This is a genomic window from Pseudomonas frigoris (assembly GCF_047758635.1).
GTDB classification, from domain to species: domain Bacteria; phylum Pseudomonadota; class Gammaproteobacteria; order Pseudomonadales; family Pseudomonadaceae; genus Aquipseudomonas; species Aquipseudomonas frigoris.
This window is the reverse complement of the sequence record NZ_CP180479.1, coordinates 4670208-4689427: the sequence shown is the minus strand read 5'-3', so window position 1 is coordinate 4689427 and position 19220 is coordinate 4670208. Positions and strand designations below refer to the sequence as shown.

The window sequence follows — 19220 nt, the reverse complement described above, 5'->3', positions numbered from 1 at the left end:
GGCCCCTGCATAAGGACTGAGCAATGAGCGAGCCACACCTGAGCAATCTTGCGTTGTACCTGCAACGCCTGGGCTTCGACGCGCCTCCGGCGCCGACCCTGGAAACCCTGCGCCAACTTCAACTGCGCCACACCGGCGTCTTCCCGTTCGAAAACCTCAGCACGTTGTCGGGTCAGCCGGTGCTTATTGACTTGCCGTCCATCGAACAAAAGGTCCTGCACGATGGCCGCGGCGGTTACTGCTACGAACTCAACAACCTGTTCCTGGCCTTGCTCCAGGCGCTGGGCTTTGAAGCTCGCGGCATCTCCGGCCGAGTGGTCATGGGCCAACCCGAAGGCGCATGGACCGCCCGTACACACCGCTTGAGCCTGGTAACCCTGGACGGCGTGCGCTACATCACCGACGTCGGCTTCGGCGGCATGGTGCCCACCGCACCGCTGATGCTCGATACCCCGGCTGAACAGTTCACACCTCACGAACCCTATCGCATCGAGCAGCACGAGGATGGCTACACCCTGCGCGCCAATGTCGGCGGCGAATGGCGGGCGATGTACATCTTCGATTTACAGCGCCAGGAAGACATCGATTACGCCGTCGGCAATTGGTATGTCTCGACTCATCCCGAATCGTCGTTCGCCAGGCAGCTGATGGTGGCGCGCACCGGGGAAGGGTGGCGCCGCACGCTGAACAACGGCAGTTTTGCGATTCATCGGATCGGCAGTGAGACTGAACGGCGGCAGGTGACGGATGTGGATGAATTGATGGGTTTGTTGCGCAGCGAATTCGACATTCGGGTGCCGCGGGAGGCGGCGTTGCGCCGGGTTATTGAAGGGCTGATTCAACAACCCTGAGTCACATTTCGCCCCCGAACCTCACAGCTGCAGTCCCTCCTGCACCACCGAAAGCAGATTGTCTTCGGTCATGGCAATCGCATCCGGCTGTTGCCCGGATTGATCGATCGCTTGCAGCCACCACTGTGTCTCGCCGTGTTCGCTCACGGTTCGCAGCATCGAGAGTGCTTTTCCTTTGGTGCGGATCTCGACCCGCCCGGCACCATCCTCAGTGAAACGAGCGACGGGGTCGAAGGTGATGCTGTGGTGGTTGCCTTCAATCAGTAACTGGTCGATGGCGTAGTCGTAGGTCGCCCCGTCGGGATGACGCTCGAAGACGTGCGTCGGCACTCGCCGAATGTTCAGCCCGGCTTCGCTGAGCGGCGCCAGCCAGGCTTCGATGAGGTGGTAGAGCTCGTAAACCTGCGCAGGCCAGCCGTCTATCTGCTGATCGGCGCAGAGTGTCGCGTCGACGCTGGACTGCTGGGTTTGCTTCAGTTTCGCGGCGAGTTGGTCAGCCTTGCTCATGTCGATTTCCTATCGTGGTCTCAGTGAGAGCGTACCTCTATCAAGGTAGTGCACGTCTTGCCTTGCGTCATGTTGCCGGGAGATTTTGGCTTCAAGGGGCTGCCGGTTAAGAGTCTCGCTGGCTCGCGTTTTAACGAATATCCCGCCGCCACGTTCCGCTCTTGGGATGAAAGCGCCTGCACGCCACACCCAGTCTCGGGTAAATCCAGGGAATGCCGAACTGGCGAATCGTGAAGTAAAACCGGTAATCGACCAGGCCGGCGAAGGTCGCGAAAAAGTGTACCTCGTCCAGCCATACCAGCTCTGCCAGATAGTACGAGCTGTACAGGAATCCGACGAGGTGTTCGCCCAATACGCTTTGAAGGTCTTTACTGATCAGCGAAAAGCACACGGCTTCTTCAAAGGGGCAATCGAAGTCGGTCACCAACAGATAGCCGGACGCGGTTTCGTATTGGCGCAGCAGCGTGCGACCAGAAATGACCAGCGCTGAGCGGTGGCCGTCGATGATCACCGGTGATGTGTCGGGGCTCGGGTCGTCGGGGTCTTCAGGCCGCCAAAGGGTAAATCGCTCCACGGTGTTCATGGTCGTGAGAGGGCCCGGGATGTTGCGTCACGCTGGATTTTCTGGACTCGGCGCCACGCCCAGTGGGTGATCAGCCCGACTGCCGCGCCATCGATTAGCCAGAACATCCACAGCAACCGCCATTTAGGGTGAAGACAGACCAGTCCGGCGATCGCCACCCCAGCCAACACGCCAGTCACCCAGTTGGCGTAACCCTTGGCGCTGAGCCAGGCGTACAGCGGCGTGAAACCCACGAGCACGGGCACCACGCCAAAGAACACGCCACCGACCAAAAAAGGCAAAAAGACGCCGACGCCAACCCAGAGGCCAATCTCCAGATCAGGGGAATCCATGGCATAGGGCAGGGCAATGGCCAGGGCTTGCACGGCGACCACGGTGCAAAACGCGCCAAAGGTCAGGGGCAGGATCTGGGTAAGGTGTTCGAGTGCTGAGCGATCATTCAAGGTGGCGGCTTCCATGTCCGTAATTGTCCGCCAGGGTGCGGAGCGGCAGAGTTTATCAGGGAAGGTGCGGCGCAAGTCTCCGGTGTGGAATGGCCATGTGTCCATAATCTGACTGATTAGTTGTATACAACTCTATAGACATTTGTCCTGAGTCTTGCATACAGTGTGCGCATAACAAAAACCAGGGAACCCCCCAACCATGAAAACGCCCCATGTTTCACACCAACGGCCTGAGGACGAAAATCTCGGGATCGGCGCGAATATGGCTTACGGCCTGCAACACGTTCTGACCATGTACGGCGGCATCGTCGCGGTGCCTTTGATCATCGGCCAGGCGGCCGGGCTCTCACCGGCGGACATCGGTTTGTTGATTGCTGCTTCCCTGTTTGCGGGGGGCTTGGCGACATTACTGCAAACGCTGGGTTTACCGTTTTTCGGCTGCCAATTGCCGCTGGTACAGGGCGTGTCGTTCTCTGGTGTCGCGACGATGGTGGCGATTGTCAGCAGTGGCGGGGAGGGCGGGTTTCAATCGATTCTCGGGGCGGTGATTGCCGCGTCGTTGATCGGCCTGCTGATCACGCCGGTGTTCTCGCGAATCACCAAGTTTTTCCCGCCGCTGGTCACGGGCATTGTGATCACCACCATCGGCCTGACGCTGATGCCAGTCGCTGCACGCTGGGCCATGGGCGGCAACAGCCATGCCCCGGACTTCGGCAGCATGGCGAACATCGGTCTGGCGGCGGTGACGCTGGTGCTGGTTTTGCTGTTGAGCAAGATTGGCAGCGCGACCATCTCTCGTTTGTCGATCCTGTTGGCGATGGTTATCGGCACGGTGATCGCGGTGTTCCTTGGCATGGCGGATTTCTCGTCTGTCACTCAAGGCCCGATGTTCGGCTTCCCGACGCCGTTCCACTTTGGCATGCCGACCTTCCACTTCGCCGCGATCCTGTCGATGTGCATCGTGGTCATGGTGACCCTGGTGGAAACCTCGGCTGACATCCTGGCGGTGGGTGAAATCATCGGCACCAAGGTCGACTCCAAACGACTGGGCAACGGCCTGCGCGCCGACATGCTGTCGAGCATGATCGCGCCGATCTTCGGCTCCTTCACCCAAAGTGCCTTCGCCCAGAACGTCGGGCTGGTGGCGGTGACCGGGATCAAGAGCCGCTTCGTGGTGGCCACCGGCGGTTTGTTTCTGGTAGTCCTCGGTTTGCTGCCGTTTATGGGGCGCGTCATCGCCGCTGTACCGACTTCTGTCCTCGGCGGCGCCGGTATCGTGCTGTTCGGCACCGTGGCGGCCAGTGGTATTCGTACGCTGTCCAAGGTCGACTACCGCAACAACGTCAACCTGATCATTGTCGCCACCTCCATCGGCTTCGGCATGATCCCCATCGCTGCGCCGAATTTCTACGACCACTTCCCCAGCTGGTTCGCGACAATCTTCCACTCGGGCATCAGCTCCTCGGCGATCATGGCCATCGTGCTGAACCTGACCTTCAACCACCTCACTGCCGGTAACTCGGATCAACAGTCGGTGTTCGCGGCCGGTACTGAGCGCGTTCTGCGTTATCAGGATCTGGCAGCGTTGCGCGAAGGGGATTATTTCAGCGAAGGCAAACTGCGTGACTGCGACGGGAATGAGATTCCAGTGGTGGAGGCGGGCCATGAGTCGAGCGAGCATCGAGCGGCTCATGCCAAAAGCAGTGAGCATGTCTGACAGTTGTATTCGCTTAAAAGGCTGGTAGATCAAAAGATCGCAGCCTCGTTTCACTCGACAGCTCCTACATCTATGGTTACCCCCTTTTCTGCAATACTGTTTTTGATGCGTGTTTGGCTTGCTTTCATCTATCCGGCGTCTGAGTGGGGGTTGTGGTCCCCGCGCCTCGATGAGAATCGATGCCCGACGATCCTAATTAGTGGAACGGCCTTTCAGCCGTGTAGGAGCTCAGGGTTGTCGTCAGGCCGGTTGGCCGTTCACGTCATCTGTTATCCAGCATCGCAAAACCAGGTGGGTGGTGCTCGGGTGACAGCAGGGTCAGGCGTTCATCTTGGCTGGCCCTGCATCGAATTCAGTGTGGTGTGCTGCGATTGCCCAGGCGATCCTCGCCAGCTTGTTGGCCAGCGCACAGACCACGAGATTGGAGTGATGGTGGGACGCTAATAACTGGCGGACCCAGTCCGCCAAAGCGCCTTTCTGTCGCTCCAGCTGGATCAGGTAGACACGGGCGCACTGGATGAGCAGGCGCCTCTGGTTTCGATCACCGCGCTTGCTGATGCCCAACAGGACGGTCTTGTCGCCCGTGGAATGCTGTTTGGGCACCAGCCCGATGGAGGCTGAATAGCCTCGGCCGCATTTGAATTGTTTGCCATCGCCCAACTCGGCAGCCAGGACGGTGGAGGTGATCGGGCCTAAGCACGGTATTGTCATCAAGCGCGATGCCAGATCATCTTCAGCGGCCTGGCATTGCACTCGCTTATCCAGTGTCTTGATCCGCTCAGTCAGGTAGTTGAAGTGCTCATGCAGCATCGTCAGATTTAGTTTGATGGCCTCAGAGAATGAACTCGTCTCAAGCAGCCCCGGCAGTTCATTGATCGACTTGAAGCCGGGGGCCAGGCTGACGCCAACCTCCAGAAGGGCGGCGTGAATCCGATTGACGGTTGCGGTGCGGTCTTTGATGAACGCATCGCGGGTGGAGTTGAGCATGGCCAGCGCCTGTTGGGCCTGGGTTTTGGGCGGCACAAAGCGCATGGTGGGGCGAGTCGCCGCCTCGCAGATCGCCTCGGCATCGGCGAAGTCGTTCTTGTTGCTTTTCACGTAAGGACGCACGAGATGAGGGGCGATGAGCTTGGGCGTATGGCCCAGCTTGGCGACCTGTTGTGCCATGAAGTGGGCGCCGCCACAGGCTTCCATCACGACGGTGCAGGGTTCGAGATTCGCCAGATGTTGGATGAGCGTCATTCGAGTGAATTTTTTGCGGTAGAGCTCATTCCCGCGCTCATCTTGTGCATGCAGATGGAAGGTACGTTTTCCTAAGTCGATGGCGGCAATAGCTACTTTCATGGCAACGGTCTCCGATGAGCCCCCTGTGAAAGCTTAGTGGGCGATCACGGGCGGCGGCGGGGGTAGCCATTTCATTAGGGGAACGCAATTCTCTGTAGGAGCTGTCGAGTGAAACGAGGCTGCGATCTTTTGGCCACAAAAAAGCCCCTGAACCTTTCGATTCAGGGGCTTTTCGATATTGCTGTCTGGCTCCACGACCTGGACTCGAACCAGGGACCCAGTGATTAACAGTCACTTGCTCTACCAACTGAGCTATCGCGGAATGACGTGTATGTTACTGATTCAAAAAGGGAAGTCAAGCACCTGTTAGCAATTTGGCGGGTTCATGGGGGCGGAAGGTGGTTTATCGACCGTGGGCGGTTACCAGAATCTCCTCAGAGGTCTACCATGGCGGCCCGGAAGTGGTTACACGCGCTGCCGGCCATTCGCCGAAAAGGTACGCGCCATGAATCACCCAACCATCACACCTCGTCACAACGGGGTGTTCGCATGAGCATCGCTCAGATCAGCCTGCCCAAAGGCGTCGGCCCTCACGCCGAAAAACTGTTCGACGCAATCACTCAGGCCAGCACCGCTGACGAATTGAACCGTGCCGGTGGCAAGGCGGAAGGTTTTGTATTGGGCCTGGAAAGCGCCAAGGCCATCAAAAGCCAGGTCGCCGAATCGCTCTACGTTGCCTATGACGACGCTGCCAGCCAGCGCGCAACCGAACTGGCCTAACCGCCGAAGGTGACGGTGGCGAGCATCAGTTTGGCGTACAGCATCGTTGCGGCCAGCTGCACCAGCCACAAGGCCAGGCCGCCGAGAAACACGCCGGCAGCGACTTGCATCACCAGGTTGTTACTGCGTTTGGCCGGGGTGCGAGGCACGAAGAGGTCCAGCTCATCTCGGTCGGCGCGTAGGTCATCGTTTTTCATGTCGGCTCTCAAAAATTCTCGGGTGTACATAAAACCTTGTGGGAGCGGGCTTGCTCGCGAAGGCGGCGGCACATTCAGCATCAATGTGACTGATCGGCCGCTTTCGCGAGCAAGCCCGCTCCCACATTTGATCTGCGTGCAGTCTAGAGCGGTCGTTCGCTGCGCTGGGAATTATCTGAGGCAAATAAAACGGGAAGCCCAAGGGCTTCCCGTTTTTTTACCGCTCGACGACTCAGATCACCGCAACGATGGCCTTGGTCACAACGTCGATGTTGCTCTGGTTCAACGCGGCGACGCAGATGCGGCCGGTGTCCAGGGCGTAGATACCGAACTCGCTGCGCAGGCGGGTCACTTGCTCAACCGTCAGGCCGGAGTAGGAGAACATGCCGCGCTGACGACCGACGAAGCTGAAATCACGCTGTGGAGCTTGCTTCGCCAACTGCTCAACCATCTGAATGCGCATGCCGCGAATCCGCAGACGCATTTCAGCCAGTTCTTCTTCCCACTGAGCGCGCAGTTCCGGGCTGTTCAGTACAGCGGCGACGATGCTTGCACCGTGGGTCGGCGGGTTGGAGTAGTTGGTGCGGATCACGCGTTTGACTTGCGACAGCACGCGCGCGCTTTCTTCTTTCGATTCGCTGACGATCGACAGGGCGCCCACGCGCTCGCCGTACAACGAGAAGGATTTGGAGAACGAGCTGGAGACAAAGAAGGTCAGGCCCGATTCAGCGAACAGACGCACGGCAGCGGCGTCTTCGTCGATACCATCGCCAAAGCCCTGGTAGGCCATGTCGAGGAACGGTACGTGACCTTTGGCTTTCACCACGTCCAGTACGTTATTCCAGTCCGCCGGGCTCAAGTCCACGCCGGTCGGGTTATGGCAGCAAGCGTGCAGGACAACGATGGAACCGGACGGCAGGGCGTTCAAGTCTTCCAGCAAGCCAACACGGTTCACGTCGTGGGTCGCGGCGTCGTAGTAGCGATAGTTCTGAACCGGGAAACCGGCCGTTTCGAACAGCGCGCGGTGGTTTTCCCAGCTCGGGTCGCTGATCGCCACGACGGCATTCGGCAGCAGTTGCTTGAGGAAGTCGGCACCGATTTTCAGCGCGCCAGTACCGCCAACGGCCTGGGTAGTGATGACGCGGCCAGCGGCGATCAGTGGCGAGTCATTGCCGAACAGCAGTTTCTGCACAGCCTGGTCGTAGGCGGCGATACCGTCGATTGGCAAGTAGCCACGGGAAGCGTGTTGAGCGACGCGAATCGTCTCGGCTTCGACAACGGCGCGCAGGAGTGGAATTCGCCCCTCCTCGTTGCAGTAAACACCGACCCCCAGGTTGACTTTGTTGGTACGGGTATCGGCGTTGAATGCTTCGTTGAGGCCCAGGATTGGATCGCGTGGTGCCATTTCGACAGCGGAGAACAGGCTCATTTTTGCGGCGGCTCTGAATGGAGAGTGGAGGGACGTGTCGCGCTCCAGCCGAATGCACTAGAGCGGTGCACAAACGGGGAGCTAGTATAGAGGCCATCGGCGACCGATGGCGACAGACGTTTCGGCTTTTCCGCCAAGTTTTTCCGATTATTTTTCGACCGTTAGTCGATTGGCGTCGTCAAAGGATTCACGGGATGTAGGACGTTTGCCTTGAAAGAGCAGGCAATCGACACCACATTGAGCACAATCCAGTTTTTTCCTCGGGCGACATCAGTCGTTTGCGGTCTTTCCCGTTGCTGCCCGGTTCGCCCGGACAGGCGCGAACCCAGAGGTTTTTCATGTCTGAATTCCAGCTAGTCACCCGCTTCGAGCCCGCCGGCGATCAGCCGGAAGCCATCCGCCTGATGGTCGAGGGCATCGAAGCCGGGCTGGCGCACCAGACGTTGCTCGGTGTGACCGGCTCGGGCAAGACCTTCAGCATCGCCAATGTGATCGCCCAGATTCAGCGTCCGACCCTGGTGCTGGCGCCGAACAAGACCCTGGCCGCGCAGTTGTACGGTGAGTTCAAGGCGTTCTTCCCGAACAACGCCGTCGAATACTTCGTTTCGTACTACGACTACTACCAGCCCGAAGCCTACGTGCCGTCATCGGATACGTTCATCGAGAAAGACGCCTCGATCAACGATCACATCGAGCAAATGCGGCTGTCCGCGACCAAGGCACTGCTGGAGCGCAAGGACGCGATCATTGTCACCACGGTGTCGTGCATCTACGGTCTGGGCAGTCCGGAAACCTATTTGAAGATGGTTCTGCATGTGGATCGCGGCGACAAGCTCGATCAGCGTGCGTTGCTGCGTCGCCTGGCGGACCTGCAATACACCCGCAACGACATGGAGTTTGCCCGTGCGACCTTCCGGGTTCGCGGCGATGTAATCGATATCCACCCGGCGGAATCCGATTTCGAAGCGATCCGCATCGAGCTGTTCGATGACGAAGTCGAGAGCCTGTCCGCCTTCGATCCGCTGACCGGCGAAGTGATCCGCAAATTGCCGCGGTTCACGTTCTATCCGAAAAGCCACTACGTGACCCCGCGAGAAACCCTGCTGGGTGCCGTCGAAGGGATCAAAGTCGAGTTGCAGGAGCGCCTGGACTACCTGCGCTCCAACAATAAACTCGTTGAGGCCCAGCGCCTGGAGCAGCGCACCCGTTTCGACCTGGAGATGATCCTCGAACTGGGTTACTGCAATGGTATCGAAAACTACTCGCGCTACCTGTCGGGCCGTGAATCCGGCCAGGCGCCGCCGACTTTGTTTGACTACCTGCCGGCTGACGCCCTGCTGGTGATCGACGAATCCCACGTCAGCGTGCCGCAGGTCGGCGCCATGTATAAGGGCGACCGTTCGCGTAAAGAGACGCTGGTGGAATACGGTTTCCGTCTGCCGTCCGCGCTGGATAACCGGCCGATGCGTTTCGATGAGTTCGAAAACATCAGCCCGCAGACAATCTTTGTCTCGGCCACGCCGGGCAATTACGAGGCAGAGCACGCCGGTCGCGTGGTCGAGCAGCTGGTGCGTCCGACTGGCCTTGTAGACCCGCAAATCGAAATCCGCCCGGCGTTGACCCAGGTTGACGATTTGCTCTCGGAAATCGGCAAGCGCGTGGCGTTGGAAGAGCGGGTGCTGGTCACCACGCTGACCAAGCGCATGTCCGAAGACTTGACCGATTACCTGGCCGACCACGGCGTACGGGTGCGTTATCTGCACTCGGACATCGACACGGTGGAGCGGGTCGAAATCATCCGCGACCTGCGTCTGGGCACCTTCGATGTGCTGGTGGGGATCAACCTGCTGCGTGAAGGCCTGGACATGCCGGAAGTCTCGCTGGTGGCGATCCTCGATGCGGACAAGGAAGGCTTCCTGCGTTCCGAACGCTCGCTGATCCAGACCATCGGCCGGGCGGCGCGCAACCTCAATGGTCGGGCAATTCTCTACGCGGATCGCATCACCGGTTCCATGGAGCGGGCGATCGGCGAAACCGAGCGTCGTCGCGACAAGCAGATCGCCTTCAACCTGGCCAATGGCATCACGCCCAAGGGCGTGTTCAAGGACGTTGCCGACATCATGGAAGGCGCCACCGTGCCGGGTTCGCGCAGCAAGAAGCGCAAAGGCATGGCCAAAGCTGCCGAGGAAAACGCCAAGTACGAAGCCGAACTGCGCTCACCGGGCGAGATCGCCAAGCGTATCAAGGCGCTGGAAGAGAAAATGTACCAACTCGCCCGCGACCTGGAGTTCGAAGCCGCGGCGCAGATGCGCGACGAGATTGGCAAGTTGCGTGAGCGGTTGATCACCGTCTGAGTCTTACGGTGGCTGTTATGGCCTCTTCGCGAGCAAGCCCGCTCCCACATTCGATCGAGTTGTCCGGCCGGACGCGGTCAAATGTGGGAGCGGGCTTGCTCGCGAAGGCGTCCGACGAAACACCACAATTTTCAGCTAGTGTGCTTCTCCAGCCTTCAATCCCGCCGGCAACGCCTTGGTCAGCAACACCGCCAACATGCTGACCCCCAGCGCAATCCCGACAAAGTGAAACGCATCGTTGTAAGCCATGATCGACGCCTGCTGATGCGCGATTTCACTGAGCTTGCCCAGCGCTGCCGTCTCACTGCCAAACCGATCCGTCAGCGACGCCATGCGCTCGGCCACCTGTGGGTTGGTCGGCACAATCGCTTCACGTAAATAATCAAAGTAAGTCTTGGTTCGCGCATCCAGCAGCGTGGCGAGGAGGGCGATGCCAATCGCACCGCCGAGGTTGCGCAGGATGTTGAACAGGCTCGACGCCGACCCCGCGTCCTGCGGCAGGATGTACGCCGTGGCGATCAACGAGATGGTCACCATGATCAGCGGCTGGCCCAGCGCGCGGATGATCTGGATTTGATTGAACTGCGGCCCGGCGAAGTCCGGGTTCAACACCCCCGATGAAAAACTCGCCAATCCAAATAGCCCGAAACCCAACGTGCACAGCCATTTCGGCGAGACGTACTTCATCAGCTTCGGCACCAGTGGAATCAGAAACAGCTGCGGTACGCCCATCCACATGATTACTTCGCCGATTTGCAGGGCGTTGTAGTTCTGGATCTGCGCCAGGTACAGCGGCAACAGGTAGATCGAGCCATACAATCCGACGCCCATCCCGACACTGGAAATACTCGATAAACCAAAGTTGCGATTGCGCAGGATGCCGAGGTTGATCAGCGGATTGGGTTTGGACGTCTGCACGAGCACAAAGGTGATCAGGCTGACTAGCGCGATACTGCCCAGGGTTACGATCAGGCTCGATTCCAGCCAGTCCTTGCGATGGCCTTCCTCCAGAAACACCTGCAAACAACCGAGGCCAACGCCGAGCGTGAGGATGCCCAGGTAGTCGGTGCTTTTCAGTAGCTCCCAGTGAGCTTCTTTCTTCTCCAGGCCGTACATCAGACCGGCGATCATGATCAGGCCCGGCGGAATGTTGATGTAGAAGATGTATTCCCAGCCCCAATTCTCGGTCAGCCAGCCACCGAGGGTCGGGCCGATGGAGGGTGCGAACGTTGCGGTCATGGCGAACATCGCCATGCCTTTGGCGCGGTGGTGTTCGGGGAGTTTGATCAGCGTCAGGGTGAACGCCAGAGGGATCAGCGCGCCGCCGGTAAAACCCTGCAAGGCACGGAAGACGATCATGCTCTCCAGGCTCCACGCCATGGAACAGAGCAGGGAAGCAGCGAGAAACCCGAGGGACACCCACACCGCCAGCCGCCGCGCCGAGAGCAACTGCACCAGCCACGCGGTCAGCGGGATCATGATGATTTCCGCCACCAGGTACGAGGTGGAAATCCATGAGCCTTCTTCCAGGGTCGCCGACAGCGCGCCCTGAATGTCCTTGAGTGACGAGTTGGTGATCTGGATGTCGAGCACCGCCATGAAGGCACCGAGCATCACGCTCATTACCGCGATCCAGTCCCGCCGGGTCGGTTCGCCGACCGGGCGGATCAGTTGATCACCGGCCATCGTCAGGGGCGTCGTTGATGTTCACTTTGGCGGTGACCGACATGCCCGGACGAATCTTGCCTTGCAGCGGATTGTCCGCGGCGAAGGTCAGTTTTACCGGAATCCGTTGTACGACTTTGGTGAAGTTGCCGGTGGCATTGTCCGGCGGCAACAGGCTGAACTGCGCGCCCGAAGCGGCAAACAGGCTGTCGACTCGTGCTTCGATGGGCGTGTTGCTGTAGGCGTCGAAAGTCAGCTCGGCGGTTTGGCCGGGCTGCATGCGGCCGATCTGGGTTTCCTTGAAGTTGGCCTGAATCCAGATGTCCTGATCCGGAACGATAGACATTAGGTAAGCGCCGGCCTGCACGTACTGGCCTTCGCGGGCGGCGCGCTGGCCGACCAGGCCGCTGATGGGCGCGTGGATTTCGCTGCGGGTCAGGTTCAGTTCGGCCTGGGCCAGATCGGTTTTGGCGTTGGCGATCATGGCGTCGAGGCGTTTGATCTCGGCGGCCAGGGAGTTGATTTGTTGGCGCTGACTTTGTGCGTCCGCCTGGGCCTTGGTCACTTGCGAGCGGGCGATGTGGTTGTCGGCGGAGAGGGTGGTCACCCGTTCTTCCGAGACATAGCCGGGTTTGCGCAGGGTTTGCGCGCGAGACAAGTCGATCTGCGAGCGACCGAGGCTGGCCTGGCTGGAGGCAACTTGCGCGTCGCTGGCGGCAATCAGGCTGGCTTGCTGAGTGAGTTTGCTCTGGGCTTGCAGGCGTTCGGCCTGGCGGGTAGCGAGGGTAGCGTTGGCGCGGTCGACGGCGAGGTGGAAGTCATCGCCTTCGAGCTTGATCAGCAACTGGCCTTTCTCGACGTGCTGGTTGTCCTGCACCAGCACCTGATCAATGCGCGCGCCCAATTGACTCGACACGCGGGTGATCTCGCCCTGGACATAAGCGTTGTCGGTGCTTTCATAGAATCGCCCCTTGAAGAACCACTGGGCGAAAAAGCCCCCGGCAATCAGCAGGACGAGCAGCAGGAAAATAAACAGGCGACGCTTGAGTTGGGCAGGCATGGGCAGACTGTAGTCGAGAAATTGTAAGGAAAGTTATCAGTGGTCAAATCTGGCATATAGCGAATGATGGGTAAATGCCATCGGCTGATAATCGGCCATTCACCAAGGCTGGAGCCCGTTGTAGACGCAACCTTGGCTTAAATGCCCTGCTCACTGGAGCCGGGCGGGCAACGCCTGTTACCATTCGCCCTTTGTTTTATCTTCATTTCGAGACTTGCCATGACCACCGTCCGCACTCGCATCGCGCCATCGCCTACCGGGGACCCCCACGTAGGTACCGCTTACATCGCTTTGTTCAACTACTGCTTTGCCAAGCAGCACGGCGGTGAGTTCATCCTGCGGATCGAAGACACTGACCAATTGCGTTCGACCCGCGAGTCCGAACAACAGATTTTCGACGCCCTGCGCTGGTTGGGTATCGACTGGAGCGAAGGCCCGGACGTTGGCGGCCCGCACGGTCCTTACCGTCAGAGCGAGCGTGGCGACATCTATCAGAAGTACTGCCAGCAATTGGTCGAAATGGGCCACGCTTTCCCGTGCTTCTGTACGGCCGAAGAACTCGACCAGATGCGCGCCGAGCAAATGGCCCGCGGCGAAACCCCGCGTTACGACGGCCGTGCGCTGTTGCTGTCCAAGGAAGAAGTCGCTTCCCGCCTGGCCGCTGGCGAGCCGCACGTGATCCGCATGAAAGTGCCGAGCGAAGGCGTTTGCGTGGTGCCGGACATGCTGCGTGGCGACGTCGAGATCCCGTGGGATCGCATGGACATGCAAGTGCTGATGAAGACCGACGGCCTGCCGACATACTTCCTGGCCAACGTGGTCGATGACCACCTGATGGGCATCACCCACGTTCTGCGCGGCGAAGAATGGCTGCCCTCGGCACCGAAACTGATTCTGCTGTACGAGTACTTCGGCTGGGAACAACCAGAGCTGTGCTACATGCCGCTGCTGCGTAACCCGGACAAGAGCAAGCTGTCCAAACGCAAGAACCCGACCTCGGTGACGTTCTACGAGCGCATGGGCTTCATGCCGGAAGCGATGCTCAACTACCTCGGTCGCATGGGCTGGTCGATGCCGGATGAGCGCGAGAAGTTCTCGCTGCAGGAAATGGTCGACAACTTCGACCTCAGCCGCGTCTCCCTCGGCGGGCCGATTTTTGACATCGAGAAGCTGTCGTGGCTCAACGGCCAATGGCTGCGTGACCTGCCGGTGGAAGAGTTCGCTTCGCGCCTGCAAACATGGGCGCTGAACCCGGAATACATGATGAAGATCGCGCCGCACGTGCAGGGTCGGGTTGAAACCTTCAGCCAGGTCGCGCCTCTGGCCGGCTTCTTCTTCGCCGGTGGCGTGAACCCGGACGCCAAACTGTTTGAATCCAAAAAGCTGTCGGGCGATCAGGTGCGTCAGTTGATGCAGTTGATCCTGTGGAAGCTGGAAAGCTTGCGTCAGTGGGAGAAGGACAGCATCACCGCAACGATTCATGCGGTGGTCGAATCCCTGGAACTGAAGCTGCGTGACGCCATGCCGCTGATGTTTGCCGCGATCACTGGCCAGGCCAGTTCGGTCTCGGTGCTCGATGCGATGGAAATCCTTGGCCCGGACCTGACCCGTTTCCGTCTGCGCCAGGCGATCGACTTGCTGGGCGGCGTGTCGAAGAAGGAAAACAAGGAGTGGGAAAAACTCTTGGGCAACATCGCCTGATTCCCACTGTTCTCTGTAGCAGCTGCCGAAGGCTGCGTTGGGCTGCGCAGCAGCCCCTTATGGCAGCAACACAATCTGTCTGAAAGGGCAGGGTGGCCGAATCGCGAGCGCTACGCACTCGAACGCAGCCTGCGGCAGCTGCTACAGGAACGGATACATCCCCGGATTTACGGGGGAGGGCGGTAAGTGATTGTTATGGCGACAAAAAATTTTGGAAATTGTTAAAAATAAGTTTGACAGCCTTCCGATGCGCCATTAAGATTCGCCCCGTCCTCAGCGATGAGGGGCTATAGCTCAGCTGGGAGAGCGCTTGCATGGCATGCAAGAGGTCGACGGTTCGATCCCGTCTAGCTCCACCAATTTACACTTCAAGGCCTGGCCACACCGGCCTTGAAGCGATCAACACTCAGCGTTGATCTGTTGTATAGAAGGGTTTGCGTCCCCTTCGTCTAGTGGCCTAGGACACCGCCCTTTCACGGCGGTAACAGGGGTTCGAGTCCCCTAGGGGACGCCAGTTTTACAGAAGCGATGTTGCAAGATGTCGCTCCGCCGCGAGGCGAAAAATCCGGGGCTATAGCTCAGCTGGGAGAGCGCCTGCATGGCATGCAGGAGGTCAGCGGTTCGATCCCGCTTAGCTCCACCAATTTTACAGTTCAAGGTCTGGCCACACCGGCCTTGAATCGATCAGCTCTCAGCACTGATCAGTTGTATAGAAGGTTTTGCGTCCCCTTCGTCTAGTGGCCTAGGACACCGCCCTTTCACGGCGGTAACAGGGGTTCGAGTCCCCTAGGGGACGCCACGATTACCCGCTCTGCGGGATTTTATAAGGGTCATTCAATTATTGAATGGCCCTTTTGTTTGTCTGGCGTTTGCCAAATCCCCTAATTCTTTCAAACTGTTCTTCAGACCAGCGGTCACATCCACGACTTGCGAAAAATTATTATGAGAATAATATTCTAGTCGTAATATTCGGAGGCAACGATGAACGATAAAAAAGCTCAAACCCGCGAACGCATCCTCAAGGCTGCCAGCGCTGCGCTGATTCAGCGCGGCCCGGCCGAACCGAGCGTGGGCGAAGTGATGGGCGCGGCCGGCCTGACCGTCGGCGGCTTCTACGCGCACTTCGAAAGCAAGGACGCGATGATGCTGGAAGCGTTCAAGCAACTGCTCGGTCATCGCCGTGGCTTGATCGCCGACATGGACGCCGAATTGACCGGCGAAGAGCGTCGCGCGTTGGTTGCTGCGTTTTATCTGTCGCGCAAACACCGTGATTCCTCTGAGTCAGCCTGCCCGATTCCGGCTTCTGTCGGTGAGTTGGGGCGCCTGCCGGACGCGTTTCGCGTGGCGTTGAATGAGCATGTGGAAATGATGGTCGCGCAGTTGGCGGCCAGCCCGGAAGACACCGACAAAGCTTTGGCCGACATGGCCTTGATGGTCGGTGGTTTGGCTTTGGCTCGCGCATTGGGGCCAGGAGAATTGTCCGATCGATTGCTGCGCGCCGCCAAATCGGCGGTGCTATAACCTGAAGGCCTTGGCCTGAGGAGTGAGAGCGATGAGCACGTTGAAGTGGGTTCGTGGCGTTAATGGCACCTTGGGCTGGGTCGCACCAAAACTGGTTGCGAACAAAATGCGACGGGCATTCATGACGCCGCGCGAGTTGCCGCCGCGTGATTGGGAATTGCCGCTGCTGGCGAAATCCGAGCGGATCACCTTGCGCTTCGGCCTCTCGGCACTGCGTTGGGGGCAGGGTCCGGCCGTGTTACTGATGCACGGTTGGGAGGGTCGGCCAACGCAGTTTGCGAGCCTCATCACCGCACTGGTCGATGCCGGTTACACCGTGGTTGCTTTGGACGGTCCGGCTCACGGTCGCTCGCCGGGCAGCGAAGCGAACGTCGTGCTGTTTGCTCGAGCCATGCTTGAAGCCGCTGCCGAGTTGCCGCCGCTGCAAGCGGTCATCGGTCACTCCATGGGTGGCGCCAGTGCCATGCTCGCCGTTCAGCTGGGCTTGCGCACCGAAACCCTGGTCACTATCGCCGCTCCGGCTCGGATTCTCGGCGTGTTGCGCGGTTTCGCACGTTACGTGCGTTTGCCACCGAAAGCCCGTTCAGCGTTCATTCGTCAGATCGAAAGAGACGTCGGCATGCGGGCTGCGGCGCTGGATGTCGCGCACTATCAACTCGACATGCCCGGCCTGATCGTTCATGCCGAAGACGACTGCTACGTTCCGGTCAAGGAATCGCAGCTGATCAACGAAGCCTGGTTTGATAGCCGTTTACTGCGCCTGGAAGCGGGTGGTCATCAACGGGTGCTGGCTGACCCTCGGGTGATCGAAGGCGTTCTTTCGCTGCTGGCCGGTCGCAGTCTGCAATCGCGCCAATCGGCTTGAGCATCCGTTACACTGCCCCGGTCAAAATTTTCTGACCAGGAGTGGGGCATGGGCTGGGATCGGGCAACGCCATTTATCATTGATCTGGAAGTCGTCGCAGAGGACATCGATGGGCTGGGTCACGCGAACAACGCGGTGTACGTGACCTGGCTCGAACGCTGTGCCTGGCGCCACTCCCAGCGGCTGGGCCTGGACCTGGTCGAGTATCGTCGTCTGGATCGGGCGATGGCGGTGGTGCGGCACGAGATCGATTACCTGGCGGCTGCCTATGAAGGCGATGAGTTGCAATTGGCGACCTGGATCGTCGATTGGGACCAGCGTCTGAAAATGACCCGACACTTCCAGTTGAAGCGCCCCAGCGACAACACCACGTTGCTGCGGGCCCAAACCACCTTTGTCTGCATCGAACTGTCGACCGGTAAGCCCAGGCGCATGCCAGCGGAATTCATCGAGGGCTACGGCCCTGCGTTGCAACTCCCGGCCTGACTGTCCCTTGTGGGAGCTGTCGAGTGAAACGAGGCTGCGATCTATTGATCTTGCACTTCAAAGACAACATCAAAAGATCGCAGCCTCGTTTCACTCGACAGCTCCTACATGAGCAAAACCTGTAAACTGCCGCACGTTTTTCGTTGAGTGTGTTTTTCATGCAAATTGCTTTGGCGCCCATGGAGGGGTTGGTCGACAACATCCTGCGAGACGTGCTGACCCGTGTGGGCGGTATCGATTGGTGCGTGACCGAGTTCATTCGGATCAACGATCAGCTGCTCACGCCTGCCTATTACCACAAGTTCGGCCCTGAACTGCTGACCGGTGCCCGCACCGCATCCGGCGTACCGCTGCGGGTGCAGCTGCTCGGTTCCGATCCGGTATGCCTGGCGGAAAACGCCGCGCTGGCCTGCGAACTGGGTTCCGAGGTCATCGACCTGAACTTCGGTTGCCCGGCCAAGACTGTGAACAAGTCTCGTGGCGGTGCGGTGCTGCTCAAAGAGCCTGAGCTGCTGAACCAGATCGTCGAACATGTCCGTCGCGCCGTTCCGGCGCACATTCCAGTGACTGCCAAGATGCGCCTCGGTTTCGACAGCCCCGACGGTGCGCTGGTTTGCGCAACGGCCCTGGCCGAAGGGGGCGCTGCGCACATCGTGGTTCACGCGCGGACCAAAACTGACGGCTACAAGCCGCCGGCCCATTGGGAATGGATCCCGCGGGTGCAGGATGTGGTCAAGGTTCCAGTGTTCGCCAATGGCGATATCTGGAGCGTCGAAGACTGGCGTCGTTGCCGCGAGATCAGCGGCGTCGAGGACATCATGCTCGGCCGCGGGCTGGTTTCGCGCCCGGACCTGGCACGGCAAATTGCAATGGCGCGGGCCGGTGAGGACGTCGTCGAGATGACCTGGGCCGAGCTGCTGCCGCTGATTCAGGACTTCTGGCTGCAAGCCAAGGCGCAGATGACGCCACGCCAATCGCCGGGTCGCTTGAAGCAGTGGCTGGCGATGCTGACCCGCAATTATCCCGAAGCGGTCGAGCTGTTCACTGTGCTGCGTCGTGAGACCGAACTGGATCAGGTCTCGCGTTTACTGGGTCTTCAGGTGTCCGCAGCAGCCTGAAAAAAATCTGTAAATAATCTCTTGAAAAGCAATCAGCGGTCCTTATTTAAGGATTACGCGATGCCGAATTCGGGTCGCGGAGACAAAAAAACTTGCTGATATGTTTCAGGAGATTTGAATCATGAGTACTGCATTTTCCATGGCACCACTGTTCCGTTCCTCGGTAGGTTTCGACCGTTTCAATGACCTGTTCGAAACCGCCCTGCGCAACGAGCCAGGCAGCACCTACCCACCTTACAACGTGGAAAAACACGGCGACGACCAATACCGCATCGTCGTTGCGGCCGCCGGCTTCCAGGAAGAAGACCTGGAGCTGCAAGTGGAAAAAGGTGTGCTGACCATCAGTGGCGGCAAACGTGACGCGAGCGAAGCCGTCACTTATCTGTACCAAGGCATCGCACAGCGTGCCTTCAAACTGTCCTTCCGTCTGGCGGACCATATCGAAATCAAGGCCGCCGGTCTGAGCAACGGTTTGTTGAGCATCGACCTGTTGCGGGTGATTCCGGAAGAGGCGAAAGCCAAACGCATCCCGATCAACGGGACGCAAAAGCCAGCTTTGCAGCACTAAGGCAGAGCAATGAAAAGGGCGCCACTGGCGCCCTTTTTTGTACCCGTCATCCAGATGATTTCAAGCATTGCGCATGCTGTGTAGCAGCTGC

At 59.2% G+C, this 19220-nt stretch carries 18 protein-coding genes and 5 tRNA genes; 14 read left to right on the top strand and 9 right to left on the bottom strand.

What is annotated here, in order from left to right:
• Positions 1-23: 23 nt before the first annotated feature.
• Complete coding sequence (locus tag ACMXYH_RS21525; protein WP_415764862.1) at positions 24-851, top strand: arylamine N-acetyltransferase family protein; 828 nt, start codon at positions 24-26, stop codon at positions 849-851.
• Positions 852-872: 21 nt separating this feature from the next.
• Here ACMXYH_RS21525 and ACMXYH_RS21520 read toward each other — a convergent pair whose 3' ends face one another.
• From ACMXYH_RS21520 to ACMXYH_RS21510, 3 genes are all read right to left on the bottom strand, one after another.
• A complete protein-coding gene (locus tag ACMXYH_RS21520) occupies positions 873-1358 on the bottom strand; it encodes a hypothetical protein (protein ID WP_415764861.1) in 486 nt (161 codons plus the stop codon).
• Positions 1359-1488: 130 nt separating this feature from the next.
• A complete protein-coding gene (locus tag ACMXYH_RS21515; protein WP_415764860.1) occupies positions 1489-1941 on the bottom strand; it encodes a hypothetical protein in 453 nt (150 codons plus the stop codon).
• Positions 1938-2399: a hypothetical protein gene (locus ACMXYH_RS21510; protein WP_129442983.1), complete on the bottom strand. Its 462-nt coding sequence runs from the start codon at positions 2397-2399 to the stop codon at positions 1938-1940. The genes ACMXYH_RS21515 and ACMXYH_RS21510 overlap by 4 nt, the downstream gene beginning before the upstream one ends.
• Before the next feature lie 184 nt (positions 2400-2583).
• Here ACMXYH_RS21510 and ACMXYH_RS21505 point away from each other — a divergent pair, with 184 nt between their 5' ends.
• Entirely contained in the window at positions 2584-4101 is a 1518-nt protein-coding gene (locus ACMXYH_RS21505) for a nucleobase:cation symporter-2 family protein (RefSeq protein ID WP_415764859.1), read from the top strand.
• A 318-nt stretch (positions 4102-4419) separates the two neighbouring features.
• Here ACMXYH_RS21505 and ACMXYH_RS21500 read toward each other — a convergent pair whose 3' ends face one another.
• The gene (locus ACMXYH_RS21500; RefSeq protein ID WP_415764593.1) at positions 4420-5445 is read right to left on the bottom strand and encodes an IS110 family transposase; all 1026 of its coding nucleotides are present in this window, start codon (positions 5443-5445) and stop codon (positions 4420-4422) included.
• A gap of 186 nt (positions 5446-5631) precedes the next feature.
• Positions 5632-5707, bottom strand: a tRNA-Asn gene (locus ACMXYH_RS21495).
• 227 nt (positions 5708-5934) lie between these two features.
• Here ACMXYH_RS21495 and ACMXYH_RS21490 point away from each other — a divergent pair.
• Entirely contained in the window at positions 5935-6165 is a 231-nt protein-coding gene (locus tag ACMXYH_RS21490; protein ID WP_033061947.1) for a hypothetical protein, read from the top strand.
• On the opposite strand, the gene ACMXYH_RS21485 is transcribed toward ACMXYH_RS21490, so the two are convergent.
• Positions 6162-6362: a hypothetical protein gene (locus ACMXYH_RS21485; protein WP_415764857.1), complete on the bottom strand. Its 201-nt coding sequence runs from the start codon at positions 6360-6362 to the stop codon at positions 6162-6164. The two genes, ACMXYH_RS21490 and ACMXYH_RS21485, sit on opposite strands and share 4 nt — an antisense overlap.
• A 232-nt stretch (positions 6363-6594) precedes the next feature.
• Entirely contained in the window at positions 6595-7791 is a 1197-nt protein-coding gene (locus tag ACMXYH_RS21480; RefSeq protein ID WP_046047749.1) for an amino acid aminotransferase, read from the bottom strand.
• A gap of 338 nt (positions 7792-8129) precedes the next feature.
• Between ACMXYH_RS21480 and uvrB the strand changes: the two genes are divergently transcribed.
• The gene (uvrB, locus tag ACMXYH_RS21475) at positions 8130-10145 is read left to right on the top strand and encodes an excinuclease ABC subunit UvrB (RefSeq protein ID WP_149631826.1); all 2016 of its coding nucleotides are present in this window, start codon (positions 8130-8132) and stop codon (positions 10143-10145) included.
• A gap of 135 nt (positions 10146-10280) precedes the next feature.
• Here uvrB and ACMXYH_RS21470 read toward each other — a convergent pair whose 3' ends face one another.
• Positions 10281-11831 carry an MDR family MFS transporter gene (locus ACMXYH_RS21470; RefSeq protein WP_415764856.1) on the bottom strand — a complete coding sequence of 517 codons (1551 nt, stop codon included), beginning with the start codon at positions 11829-11831 and terminating at the stop codon, positions 10281-10283.
• Entirely contained in the window at positions 11821-12870 is a 1050-nt protein-coding gene (locus tag ACMXYH_RS21465; RefSeq protein ID WP_415764855.1) for an HlyD family secretion protein, read from the bottom strand. Before ACMXYH_RS21465 ends, ACMXYH_RS21470 begins: the two co-directional genes overlap by 11 nt.
• A gap of 219 nt (positions 12871-13089) precedes the next feature.
• On the opposite strand from ACMXYH_RS21465, the gene gltX reads away from it, so the two are divergent.
• The 10 genes from gltX (at position 13090) to ACMXYH_RS21415 (ending at position 19129) form a co-directional block, all read left to right on the top strand.
• Positions 13090-14571 carry a glutamate--tRNA ligase gene (gene gltX, locus ACMXYH_RS21460; RefSeq protein WP_415764854.1) on the top strand — a complete coding sequence of 494 codons (1482 nt, stop codon included), beginning with the start codon at positions 13090-13092 and terminating at the stop codon, positions 14569-14571.
• A gap of 283 nt (positions 14572-14854) precedes the next feature.
• Positions 14855-14930 (top strand) — tRNA-Ala (locus tag ACMXYH_RS21455).
• 79 nt (positions 14931-15009) lie between these two features.
• Positions 15010-15085: transfer RNA gene (locus ACMXYH_RS21450), tRNA-Glu, on the top strand.
• A gap of 53 nt (positions 15086-15138) precedes the next feature.
• Positions 15139-15214: transfer RNA gene (locus ACMXYH_RS21445), tRNA-Ala, on the top strand.
• Between the two features lie 80 nt (positions 15215-15294).
• Positions 15295-15370 (top strand) — tRNA-Glu (locus ACMXYH_RS21440).
• 182 nt (positions 15371-15552) lie between these two features.
• Positions 15553-16092, top strand: a complete 540-nt coding sequence (locus ACMXYH_RS21435) for a TetR/AcrR family transcriptional regulator (protein ID WP_008028313.1) — start codon at positions 15553-15555, stop codon at positions 16090-16092.
• A gap of 31 nt (positions 16093-16123) precedes the next feature.
• A complete protein-coding gene (locus tag ACMXYH_RS21430) occupies positions 16124-16957 on the top strand; it encodes an alpha/beta fold hydrolase (protein ID WP_415764852.1) in 834 nt (277 codons plus the stop codon).
• Positions 16958-17005: 48 nt separating this feature from the next.
• Entirely contained in the window at positions 17006-17443 is a 438-nt protein-coding gene (locus ACMXYH_RS21425; protein WP_415764851.1) for an acyl-CoA thioesterase, read from the top strand.
• Positions 17444-17601: 158 nt separating this feature from the next.
• Complete coding sequence (locus ACMXYH_RS21420) at positions 17602-18561, top strand: tRNA dihydrouridine synthase (RefSeq protein WP_129443001.1); 960 nt, start codon at positions 17602-17604, stop codon at positions 18559-18561.
• A 121-nt stretch (positions 18562-18682) separates the two neighbouring features.
• Entirely contained in the window at positions 18683-19129 is a 447-nt protein-coding gene (locus ACMXYH_RS21415; RefSeq protein ID WP_046054224.1) for an Hsp20 family protein, read from the top strand.
• The last annotated feature ends 91 nt before the right edge of the window (positions 19130-19220 follow it).

Bases quoted from the DNA above. Each gene is read 5' to 3' on its own strand.
- ACMXYH_RS21510 (WP_129442983.1), bottom strand. From the start codon at position 2,399: ATGGAAGCCGCCACCTTGAATGATCGCTCAGCACTCGAACACCTTACC.
- ACMXYH_RS21520 (WP_415764861.1), bottom strand. From the start codon at position 1,358: ATGAGCAAGGCTGACCAACTCGCCGCGAAACTGAAGCAAACCCAGCAG.
- ACMXYH_RS21470 (WP_415764856.1), bottom strand. From the start codon at position 11,831: ATGGCCGGTGATCAACTGATCCGCCCGGTCGGCGAACCGACCCGGCGG.
- ACMXYH_RS21465 (WP_415764855.1), bottom strand. From the start codon at position 12,870: ATGCCTGCCCAACTCAAGCGTCGCCTGTTTATTTTCCTGCTGCTCGTC.
- ACMXYH_RS21500 (WP_415764593.1), bottom strand. From the start codon at position 5,445: ATGAAAGTAGCTATTGCCGCCATCGACTTAGGAAAACGTACCTTCCAT.
- ACMXYH_RS21425 (WP_415764851.1), top strand. From the start codon at position 17,006: ATGGGCTGGGATCGGGCAACGCCATTTATCATTGATCTGGAAGTCGTC.
- ACMXYH_RS21515 (WP_415764860.1), bottom strand. From the start codon at position 1,941: ATGAACACCGTGGAGCGATTTACCCTTTGGCGGCCTGAAGACCCCGAC.
- ACMXYH_RS21435 (WP_008028313.1), top strand. From the start codon at position 15,553: ATGAACGATAAAAAAGCTCAAACCCGCGAACGCATCCTCAAGGCTGCC.
- ACMXYH_RS21490 (WP_033061947.1), top strand. From the start codon at position 5,935: ATGAGCATCGCTCAGATCAGCCTGCCCAAAGGCGTCGGCCCTCACGCC.
- ACMXYH_RS21525 (WP_415764862.1), top strand. From the start codon at position 24: ATGAGCGAGCCACACCTGAGCAATCTTGCGTTGTACCTGCAACGCCTG.
- gltX (WP_415764854.1), top strand. From the start codon at position 13,090: ATGACCACCGTCCGCACTCGCATCGCGCCATCGCCTACCGGGGACCCC.
- ACMXYH_RS21480 (WP_046047749.1), bottom strand. From the start codon at position 7,791: ATGAGCCTGTTCTCCGCTGTCGAAATGGCACCACGCGATCCAATCCTG.
- ACMXYH_RS21505 (WP_415764859.1), top strand. From the start codon at position 2,584: ATGAAAACGCCCCATGTTTCACACCAACGGCCTGAGGACGAAAATCTC.
- uvrB (WP_149631826.1), top strand. From the start codon at position 8,130: ATGTCTGAATTCCAGCTAGTCACCCGCTTCGAGCCCGCCGGCGATCAG.
- ACMXYH_RS21485 (WP_415764857.1), bottom strand. From the start codon at position 6,362: ATGAAAAACGATGACCTACGCGCCGACCGAGATGAGCTGGACCTCTTC.
- ACMXYH_RS21430 (WP_415764852.1), top strand. From the start codon at position 16,124: ATGAGCACGTTGAAGTGGGTTCGTGGCGTTAATGGCACCTTGGGCTGG.
- ACMXYH_RS21420 (WP_129443001.1), top strand. From the start codon at position 17,602: ATGCAAATTGCTTTGGCGCCCATGGAGGGGTTGGTCGACAACATCCTG.
- ACMXYH_RS21415 (WP_046054224.1), top strand. From the start codon at position 18,683: ATGAGTACTGCATTTTCCATGGCACCACTGTTCCGTTCCTCGGTAGGT.